Origin of the sequence: Bellilinea sp., assembly GCF_034432615.1 — a bacterium.
GTDB lineage: Bacteria > Chloroflexota > Anaerolineae > Anaerolineales > Anaerolineaceae > Bellilinea.
The window spans coordinates 1-10,078 of record NZ_DAOUBL010000317.1 but is presented as its reverse complement, the minus strand read 5'-3'; the positions used below and the strand labels follow the sequence as shown (position 1 = coordinate 10,078).

7 protein-coding genes are annotated in these 10,078 nt (G+C 54.5%); 2 read left to right on the top strand and 5 right to left on the bottom strand.

What is annotated here, in order from left to right:
- Window positions 1-769: inositol monophosphatase family protein (locus tag VAE48_RS14380; protein ID WP_322794020.1), on the top strand; the 769-nt coding region annotated here is incomplete at its 5' end.
- A gap of 61 nt (window positions 770-830) precedes the next feature.
- Here VAE48_RS14380 and VAE48_RS14375 read toward each other — a convergent pair.
- On the bottom strand, window positions 831-4,406 hold the full coding sequence (locus VAE48_RS14375) for a bifunctional metallophosphatase/5'-nucleotidase (RefSeq protein WP_322794019.1): 3,576 nt from the start codon (window positions 4,404-4,406) through the stop codon (window positions 831-833).
- A 405-nt stretch (window positions 4,407-4,811) separates the two neighbouring features.
- Here VAE48_RS14375 and VAE48_RS14370 point away from each other — a divergent pair, with 405 nt between their 5' ends.
- Window positions 4,812-5,558, top strand: a complete 747-nt coding sequence (locus VAE48_RS14370; RefSeq protein WP_322794018.1) for a hypothetical protein — start codon at window positions 4,812-4,814, stop codon at window positions 5,556-5,558.
- A 76-nt stretch (window positions 5,559-5,634) separates the two neighbouring features.
- Here VAE48_RS14370 and VAE48_RS14365 read toward each other — a convergent pair whose 3' ends face one another.
- The 4 genes from VAE48_RS14365 to VAE48_RS14350 all read right to left on the bottom strand — a co-directional run.
- Complete coding sequence (locus VAE48_RS14365; protein ID WP_322794017.1) at window positions 5,635-6,564, bottom strand: ABC transporter permease; 930 nt, start codon at window positions 6,562-6,564, stop codon at window positions 5,635-5,637.
- Window positions 6,565-6,570: 6 nt separating this feature from the next.
- Window positions 6,571-7,581 carry an ABC transporter permease gene (locus VAE48_RS14360; RefSeq protein ID WP_322794016.1) on the bottom strand — a complete coding sequence of 337 codons (1,011 nt, stop codon included), beginning with the start codon at window positions 7,579-7,581 and terminating at the stop codon, window positions 6,571-6,573.
- 11 nt (window positions 7,582-7,592) lie between these two features.
- Window positions 7,593-9,155, bottom strand: coding sequence for an ABC transporter ATP-binding protein (locus VAE48_RS14355; protein WP_322794015.1), 1,563 nt, complete (start codon window positions 9,153-9,155; stop codon window positions 7,593-7,595).
- A gap of 160 nt (window positions 9,156-9,315) precedes the next feature.
- On the bottom strand, window positions 9,316-10,078 hold a 763-nt coding region (locus VAE48_RS14350; RefSeq protein WP_322794014.1), incomplete at its 5' end, for a BMP family protein.

The window sequence follows — 10,078 nt, the reverse complement described above, 5'->3', positions numbered from 1 at the left end:
ACGCTATGAAGCAGTGTTGCGCTCGGCGGGCAGTTTGCTGCGCGAGCGCTTTGGAGGGGAGCATTCCATCCGTTTCAAAGGCAGCACCGATATTGTCACCGAAGCCGATCACCAATCCGAGGCTCTGCTGATGGAGCGCATCCTCAGCCGTTTTCCCGATCACACCATCATCACCGAAGAAAGCGGCCATCACAACGGCAGTGATGAGCACTGCTGGTACATTGACCCGATTGACGGAACGATCAACTTTGCGCATGGATTTGCCTTCTTTTGCGTTTCGATTGCTTATGCAGAGGCTGGTCACCTGCGGCTGGGGGTGGTTTACGACCCCATCCACGACGAGCTGTTTGCTGCCGAAAGCGGCAAAGGCGCATGGCTCAACGGTGTCCCGATTCAGCCGGGTAGTGCGGCTTCACTGCGCGAGTGCCTGCTGGTTTCCGGTCTGCCGCACCAGGACCATTCTCCCTACACCGATGCGGCGTTTGCCTGCTTCCGCGATCTGACCCTGCGCTCGCAGGGGGTGCGCCGGCTGGGTTCGGCCGCCCTGGATTTGTGTTATACCGCCTGCGGCCGACTGGACGGCTACTGGGAATTCTCCGTTCAACATTATGACATTGCCGCCAGCGCGCTGATCGCCCGGGAAGCCGGCTGCATCGTTACCAAAGTGGACGGCGATGAGGACATTCTGAAACCACCGGTCAGCATTCTGGCGGGCAATCCAAAGGTCTATGCTTTGCTGCGGGATGCCTTGCGCCAGCATGGTTTGTAAACAACTGCTGCCCGGTTTCCAGTGCCGGGCAGCAGTTTTATTTTACCGAATCAGTGAGGAATTACCGTGATATGACCGGCATCCACAACCGAACAGGCACCACGATATTCAGGCGCCCTTCGATTTGCGGATTGATCGGCTCGGTTTTACTCTGGATGTACTCGATCACTGCATCGCGGACATAGTACTGTGTGTCTGCAACGATTTGATCAAGTGGCCAGAGCGATTTCCCGCCATCATTGAAGTTGCAGGAACCTGCCGCCAGATAGTTGACGGTCGAAACATTGTAGTAAGTGTTGGCGTCGTTGAAGTTCACCCTCTTGCCGTCAAACTCCAGCGCAGCCACGTTGTTCCCATTGGGCGATTCTGGAGAGGTGTCGAAGTAGGTTATCTTGCCACCGGCGTTGATATCCAGCATGCAGGTTGTGTAGTAGGAATAGCCGCCGTAACCCGGTACGTACTTATAGTAGTAGTAATTGCGGTATGCCCGTTCCAGGATCTGTTTAATTTGCGGGCCGTTCATCCGCAGTACCACCAGCGAATTTTCATACGGCATGGCGCTGAACATATCGCTGATCTTCAATGAATAGGGTGTGCTGGGAGTTGCTGTATCGGCAATCTTCCTGTTGGTCATTGCACCGGACAGGTGGAAATCAACCTCGATCTTTTCCTTTTTCAATTTCCACACCGAAGCATCCGCCTGCAGGTTTGCGCCATTGGTTTCGGTGGTGTAAGCCTGCAGTGTATCAATTGGCGTGATGGTCTGACCGATGACGGTGTTGTTGTAGGCAGCCAGTTTATCTGCGTAAGGTTGAATGATTCCCTTGATGGTTGCATCTTCTGCGTAGTCAGCGGTCTTCACCTCAAGAGCACGCCCGGCGCGGGAAACGACCTCATAAGCCTGAGACAAAATGCCCGCATCGCTGATAGTCGTGGTTGATTTGGGGCGCAGCCCGATGATGATTTCCCCAAGGTAAGTGTTGTAACGATTGGCCTGCCCGATGATCACCGGTACACCATCCGGATTGCCCAGCAGCGTTGGCAGGTATTGATAGGGTGCCGTGATGTAACGGCTGTCGGTAGGATGGGTGTGCGAGTGGCCGCCTACGATGGCATCAATGCCAGACACATTAGATGCCAGATAGGTATCCACATTATTATCCACCTCGACACTCTTCGGATCTGGTGCGAACCCGATGTGGGTCAGGGCAATCACGACATCGCTGCTATCGCGCAACATGTCCACGTACTGGCTGGCAGTTTCGATGGGATTGGTGAAAGTCAACCCTTCAATGTTGCTGGGTAGTTCGTAATTGGGTACGCGATGGTTGCCGATACCGATGATACTTACCTTGATCGCTTCAGGGCCAACCGTCTTGCGCACAAACGGCAATACCGGTATCCTGGCAATTCCGTAGCGGCCGTCATCCTGTAAATTCGCCTGCAGGATTGGGAAGGTCGCATCCGAGAGGGTGCTGAAAACCTCTTTGCCGAAATTGAATTCATGGTTACCCAGCACCATTGCATCATAACCCATGGCGTTGAAGGCCTTAATCAGCGGATTGATTTGCATGTCAGCAGGCAGGGGACTGCCGTCTGCGCAGTAGCCCAAACCGGCCGATTTGAAGTAGTACATCATCGAATCGCCCTGAATGTTATCGCCGGCGGTAAGCAGGAGGGTGCGGTTGGGGTTGTGAGCGCGTTCCCGTTTGATCAGGGTTGCCAGATTGGTGTATCCCGCCGTGGTACCGGATTGCAGCAATCGGCCATGTGAGTCGTTGTGGTGCAAAATTGTCAGCGGAATGATCGGGCCGCCGGCGTCCGTACCTTCACGGGTGATGCGGTCGTCCAGCAGACCGTCGCCTTTGGGTCCCCGGTAGGGTTCATCTACTGTGTAGCGGCGTACCCAATCAATCACCACATTCAACATATCACCCCAGTAAGACAGGTTCCTGGCGTACTTGAAGGCAATGAAACCATCCTGCCCGGCGGGTGCCAGAAAGCTGTTGGTGGCAATCCGATAGGTGCGATTTGGATCAATCGGTAGCCAGGCGTCGCTTTCCCGATCATAGACCTGAACATCGTACGCTCCCCAAGCCCACGGTTGCGGACCGGGCAAGGCATCGGAATAGCGGTAGAATTTGTAGCGAATGCCCGAAACCTGAATTGCGCCTTTGAAGAGCGTTGCGCTCTGGTTAAGCAGGTCAATGATTTCAGCGCCGGTCATATCGGCTACTACAGTGTCGTTACCAAAGGGTAATATCTGGAACAACATCCCATAAGTGAGTACCATTGGATCATGTGTCCATACCCCTTCGGCCTGGCACTCAGAAGCGGTGCTGGTCCAAATGTAGGTGCCGGGGTTGGCGGGATCCTCTTTATCACACCAGTCAATTCGAATACCACCCGGGTTATTAAAGACCATGTCCACGTCATTATCCGGCGTGGTATCCGAGTTCAACTGGTTATAGATGGCATCTTGAATGAAGCTGCCCATCATTCCATCGCCGTTGTAATTGCGCAACAGGTCAACCTGCGTCCAGCCAATTGGTTCATTGATCAGGGTTTGATAATTAGGATCCGAAACATAACTGGTAACCAAGGCTTTTACAGTGGCATCTTCGGGATCGGAAGTGCCAACTGTAATGCGGCTCCAGCTGATGGTAACTGCGCCGGTAGATGGATCATAAGTGAAGTCGGCGCGGCCGATTTTGCGGCCGTTGTAATGCGCCTGCACCACCGCGGTATTTCCTACCATTGTGGCAGCAGACAAATCGGTGTGGCTGTGACCACCAATGATCAGGTGCACCGGTTTTCCAGCCTCGTTGAGTTTACGGGCCAGGGTTTGATCCCCATCAACCGAAAAGCCGTATCCATAACCACCGTCAGTGTAGCCGTTGTGGCTGAGAACAACCAGTACATCTGCCCCGGCCGCCTTCATTTCGTCATAGTAATGCAGGATAGATTGGGTCGGGTCTTTGAAACAAAGTCCCTCGGTGGCTTCGGCGATGGTGATGTAAGGAGTTTCAATGGAACCGACACCGATCACACCTACCTGCACTTTGTTGGGGTCTGCCCCAACATCCAGGATCGTATAGGGTTGAATGGTGTAAGTGTTCCCCGCTCCATCGTCCAAAACGGGACGATCCCAGCCAGCACACGAATTGTCCACTTTTTTGACAATGTTGGCTGCAATCATGGGGAAGGACTTTTTACCCGATTCCGTGGCTGCGGCCTGGAGAGCGCGTTTTGCCAACACCTGTTGACCCCAATCAAATTCATGGTTTCCCAGTGTAACCGCGTCATAGCCTATGGTTTTGTAGTAATCAATGGTTGGTTGTCCCTTGAGAATGTTGGAAATGAGCGAGCCCTGGAGCATATCTCCGGCGTCCAGGACCAGCACATTCTCATTTCCGACGGTGGCTCGAATATCATTGATTTTATAAGCCACGCGGGCTGCGCCGGGATTAGAGCCTGACGCTTCCAGGTTTCCGTGAAAGTCGTTGGTGTGTAGGATGGTGAAGTTGATGGTGGTCAGCGCCTGTGGACGTTGCAGACCGGCGCTTTGAACCGGTCCAGGCAACGCAAGGCAGATAATCAAGACCAGAGACACAATTTGCAAAAATTTAAGTTTCATGTTCCCTCTCTCCTGAAGATTGGTTTTTGGAATTAACCTGCGCTGAAAAAAGCTTCTTCATTCACTTGATGACACACCACCTCCTTTCAAAGATTGATACGAAAGGCATACTTCGGTTGCGGCATTCAATAGGGCTATAGAGATAAACCCAATTCAAATTAAAGCGCAGTGAAAATGGGGAACAATCAAGATTTCGTTAAGAATACAAAAATGTTAAGTTAATAGGATTACGCCCCAAATTAACACAAATAATAGCCCACCCAGTCAATTTAATTTTATTTTAACGAAATATATCCTTCGAGTAAAGTTACTTGTGTCACAATTTTATTGCGGAGTCATTTGTAATTCCCCTCCAAAAGTTGTATGATCAATCTATAACCGGTTTTGGATATATCCAAGGAGGGGATGATGAAATGGAGGGGTGGGATTGTTGGGCTGCTCCTGTCAGCCGTGTTGTTGATTTTACCGGCAGCGTGTCAGCCTTCGCAGCCGGTGGAGGATGGGGTGGTTTTTTCAGATGAGGAAGAGGATTTACCGCCGCCTACCCCAATACCCGAAACTCCTCCGTCAACCCGTCAGCCGGAAGGGGTGCCGCAAGGCATAGAACTGGCCGAATGCCCAAGACTCTACAATTTTGTTTTCCTCAAATTTTCATCCGAAATTGATTTCAATGTTGAACAAGTTGCCCTGCATTACTCCCTTGGGGATGGTGTTCTCACCCTGGAAGTTACCCAGGAAACGCCGCGTGTAATTTTGCAACCCCAAAGTACCATCACCCTGCCGGTAACCATTCGAGGCGTGACGGGCGATTGCACCTATGAAGGTCAAAGCAGCATGATTGCTACCGCCAGCGGTTATTGTGAAAATGGGATTGTTCGTCTAATCATCGAGGAGAACTGGCAGCCGGGTAGTGGGGTAATGTCCTGTCCCGACCATGATCCTGTGCAAGGCCCCTTACCCGCTCCCGGCAAAATGACTCACCGCGGTGGCGATGGACGGGGTGAGGTGTTTTATCTGGATGCGGGTTTTTCCGATCAGAATATCGGCTACATGCTGGAAAAACCCTTTCAGGGACAGGGCGGCAGTGGCAGCCACATCTGGACGCTGGTCATGGAACCCATTCAATTGATTTTGCCCGTTTCAACACCCTGAATTTGGAAAAAGGCGCAGAGTCATCGTTTTGACCCTGCGCCGGCTTCAAATCCTTAAACGGTTGAAACAAACAGCCTTACAAATTGCGTTTCTCGCGGTCGTAATTCTGACCAAGAAAGGCCGGCACCCGCGCTTTCCGGAAAGTGAGAATCATAATCAAAATCGTAGCCAGATAGGGCACCATCAGCAGGTACTGGTACGGCACGGCCAGCCCAATCACCTGGGCGCGGAAGGCGAGTACCTCCACGCCGGCAAAGAACAGTGAGCCGGTCAGAATGGTCAGCGGACTCCAGCCGCCGAAGAAGGTCAGCGCAATCGCCAGCCAGCCGCGCCCGCGCGTCATTGCCTCGGTGAAGGTGCCGGTGTACACCATCGGCAGGTAGGCGCCCGCCAGACCGATCAATGCCCCGCCGGCGATGGCCGTCCAGTAGCGGGCGCGTACCGTGTTGATGCCCAGACTGTCGGCCGCCATCGGGTTTTCGCCAACGGCGCGCAGTTCCAGCCCGCGCTGCGTGCGGTACAGGAAGTACCACAACACCAGCGAAAGAAAAATGGAAAAGTAAACCAGCCCGTTCTGCCTGAAGAGGATTGGCCCCAGCAGCGGAATCTGACTCAGGACGGGGATGGACACTTCCGGCAGGGTGGGGATGAGCGGCGGTGAAAGGGTGATGCCAATGACCAGTTTGGGCAGCAGGGTGGAAAGTCCTACACCGATGAAAAACAGCGAAAGCCCGATGACGAATTGATTCATCTTCAGCGTGGTGGTGAAGTACGCCAGCAGCAAACCAAACAGCGCACCGGCTGCCATGGCCGCCAGCATGCCCACAAAGTTGTTGCCAACCTGATAACTGACCAGAAAACCCAGCGATGCACCCAGCAGCATGATGCCTTCCTGTGCCACGTTGAAGATGCCGGTGCGACCGCCCAGCATGGTGCCCTGACTGGCCAGCACAAACGGCACCATCGAAAGCAGGACTAATCGCAAGAAGGTGACCAGAGTTTCCATGATGATTTACCTCCTGCGTACCACATCGGAAAGTAGGACGAAGAGCAGCACCAGCGCTTCGACGATAAAGACCATTTCAACCGGGATCATCAACGTGCGCTGCATGGCGCTTGCCCCAACTTCCAGAACGGCGATGAAGAACGCCACAAACGGCACCGCCAGATTGTTGCCGCGTGCGATCAGCCCGATGATCAGCCCCAGCACCAGAAAGTTGGACTGCATGCCCTCGATCAGGCGGCGGTGAACGCCGGCAACCTCAATGGAACCGGCCAGACCGGCCAGCGCGCCCGCCAGCACCAGCGAGAAAACGAACATGCGCTTCACATTGATGCCAAACACCTCGGCGGCGCGCGGGTTTGCGCCGGTAGCCACCAGCTCGTAGCCGCCGGTGGTGCGGCTGGTGTACACATAAATCCCGGCTGCCACCAGTACCGCCAGAATGATGCCCGAGTGCAGCGGCGGATTGCTGACCAGCATGGGCAGCCAGCCGCCCTGCCCGATGGGGATGGTGGTGGGGTGACCGGCGGTGGTATCGCGCCACGGCCCGGTGGCGACCAGATCAATGACGGCAAACGAAACAAAGTTGAGCAATACGGTGGTCAAAATCTCGTTCAGACCAAAGCGGTAGAGCAGCCAGGCTGGAACCAGACCCCAGAATGCACCCGCAATCACCCCCGCCAGGATGACCAGCGGCAGCAGGATGACCGGCGGCAGGTCTGAAAAGGTGATGCCCACCGCTGCCGCGGCAATCCCGCCGACGATCATCTGACCCTCGCCGCCGATGTTGAATTTACCGGCGGTCAGCGGCACGGTAAAGGCCAGCGCCTGCAGGGTGAGGGGGATGAATTTGAGCAGCGTTTGAATGAAGCCGTTGGGAGTGCGGAAGGAAGTCAGTAAAATGGTCTGGTAAGCCCGCCCAACATCAAAGCCCATCGCCGCAATGAAGATGCCCGCCGCCGCAAAAGAAGCAGCAATGGCAATCAGATAAGGGAGGATGGTTCGTCCAAGTGTCTTCATTGGTACCTCGCTCACGGGGTTGCCGGTTCGGTCGAGCGGATGCCGCTCATCAGCCGGCCGATGGCGTATTTGTCAAACTGCTCGCGCGGCAAAATACCCAAAATTTCCCCGCGGTAGATGACCGCTATGCGGTCGCTGAGCAGCATCAATTCGTCCAAATCTTCCGAAATAAGCAGCGTAGCCTGCTTTTTGGCTTTGCGCTGCAACAATTTTTGATAGACAAAATCCATCGAGGGAATGTCCAGCCCGCGGGTGGGATTGTGTGCCACCAGCAAATCGGCATTCATCGAAAAAGCGCGCGCAATCATCACCCGCTGAATGTTGCCGCCGGAGAGATTGCCGCCGGGGTCTTCCGGTCCGCCGGTTTTGATGTTGTATTCACGAATTTGCTCGCGGCTGTTTTGGTAAACCGTCTTCCAGTTGATGAAGCGCCCGTCGCTGTACGGCGGCTGGCGGTGTACACCCAGAATCAGGTTGTGCGCCACACTGGCTTTGGGCAGAAAACCGTCATGCAGCCGGTCTTCCGGAATGTAGGAAAGGCCGCTGCGCAGCCGCTCGCCCACCGGAAGGCCGGTCACATCCCTGCCGTTTTGCTCAATTTTGCCGCTGGTGGGCGGGATAATGCCCGCGGTTACCTCGGCCAGTTCCTGCTGACCGTTGCCGGCAACGCCAGCGATGCCCAAAATTTCACCGTGGAAAATTTCGAGCGAAACGTCTTTGAGGCGCGCAACGCCCTCTTTGCTGATCAGGTTCACCTGAGTCAGGCGCAGCAGCGGCTCAGCCGTATAGTCCACTTCGCCAAAGGTTTTGGTGTCGCGGGCAAAGTACACGCTCTTTTCGATGTTCATTTGCTCGCCGACCATGGCGCGCACGAACACCTCTTCCGAAGCGTCCTTTCGATCCAGTGTGGTGATGTTGCGCCCTTCACGTAGCACGGTGATGCGGTCGCACACACTCAGCACTTCGCGCAGTTTGTGGGTGATGAAGACGATGCTCAAACCGCCGTTGACCATTACCCGCAGCGATTCGAACAGCGCATCCACTTCCTGCGGGGTCAGGTTGGTGGTCGGTTCGTCGAGAATGAGAATCTTCACGCCGCGGTAAAGTGCTTTGAGAATTTCCACCTTTTGACGGGTGCCAATCGGCAGCGTGGAGATGACCGCATTCAATTCAACTGGCAATCCAAAGCGCTGGCACAATTCCTCCACTTTTCTGGCTTCGGGCTGCATCTGCATCGTATAGCGGTTGGTGATGCCTGTTCCCAGAACGATATTTTCCAGCACGGTGTAATTGGCAATTTGCAAAAAGTGTTGATGCACCATGCCGATGCCGCGTTTCAAGGCGTCACGCGGGCCGTTGATTTCGATTTTTTCACCGTTAAGGAAGATTTCGCCCTGATCCTTACGGTAAAGGCCGTAGAGGATGTTCATCAGGGTGGTTTTGCCGGCACCGTTGCCGCCCAACAGACCGTGAATTTCGCCGGGCAGTAACGAAAAGGATACATCATCCAGCGCAACCAGTTTATCAAAGGTTTTGCGAATGTTTTTTAATTCCAGAATGGGTTGTTTTTCCATGATCTCCTTCCCTAGTTTACCTGCGCAGCTGGTATGAAATGATGAACCGCTGAGGTTTTTCGGCAGGGGAGTTAGAAAAGGGGTTCCGGCGCACACACACAGGCGCTGGAACCCCTGCCTGAATTATGGATGATTTTGCAGTCGGCTGTAACGGAAAGCCCTACTTAATCTCACTGGTATCCTTGACCACTTCGATTTTACCGGCGCGCAGGTCAGCCAGCAGCGTGTCCATTTCGGCCTGAATTTCGGGAGAAACGTTCTTCAGCGGGGTTTGCAGGGCAACGCCGGTGGCAAAGCCCAGTGGATAGTAACCGCCGGTTTCGCCAGCCTGAATTTTGGCATAAATTTCCTTGAGCGGGCCGGCGAAATCGTACAGCAGTGAGGTCATGTAGTTATCGGGGGCGTAGGTGGATTTGTCGGTGTACTTGGCGGTGACCAGCACTTTGGTGGGCGAAGCCTTGACCGCTTCAAACAGGCCGAACATGCCCAGGTTGAGCGAGCCCATGATCACATCGCAGCCTTCGGCGATCAGCGCATCGGCAACCTGGCGGGCTTTGGTCGGGTCATTGAAGTCGCCCGCCCAAACGGCTTTGACTTCCACATCCAGCCCAAGGTCTTTGACGGCTTGCTGCACGGCGTGTACCTCGGCGTAGGAGAAGGGCAGCGCCAACCCGCCCAGATAACCGATTTTACCGGTCTGAGTGGCTTTGGCAGCCAGAGCGCCAATGCCGTAGAAGCCGACGTGGAAGTTGCGGTCAATCATCCACAGGTTGGCGGGGGCATCCGCTACCGGGGCATCCCCTTCACCGATGAAGATGACATCCGGGAACTGCTTGGCCAGTTCAACGGTTTGGGTGAGGAACTGACCGCCGTGCGTCCAGATGATGTTGTAGCCGCCGTCAATGTATTCGCGCATGACGCGG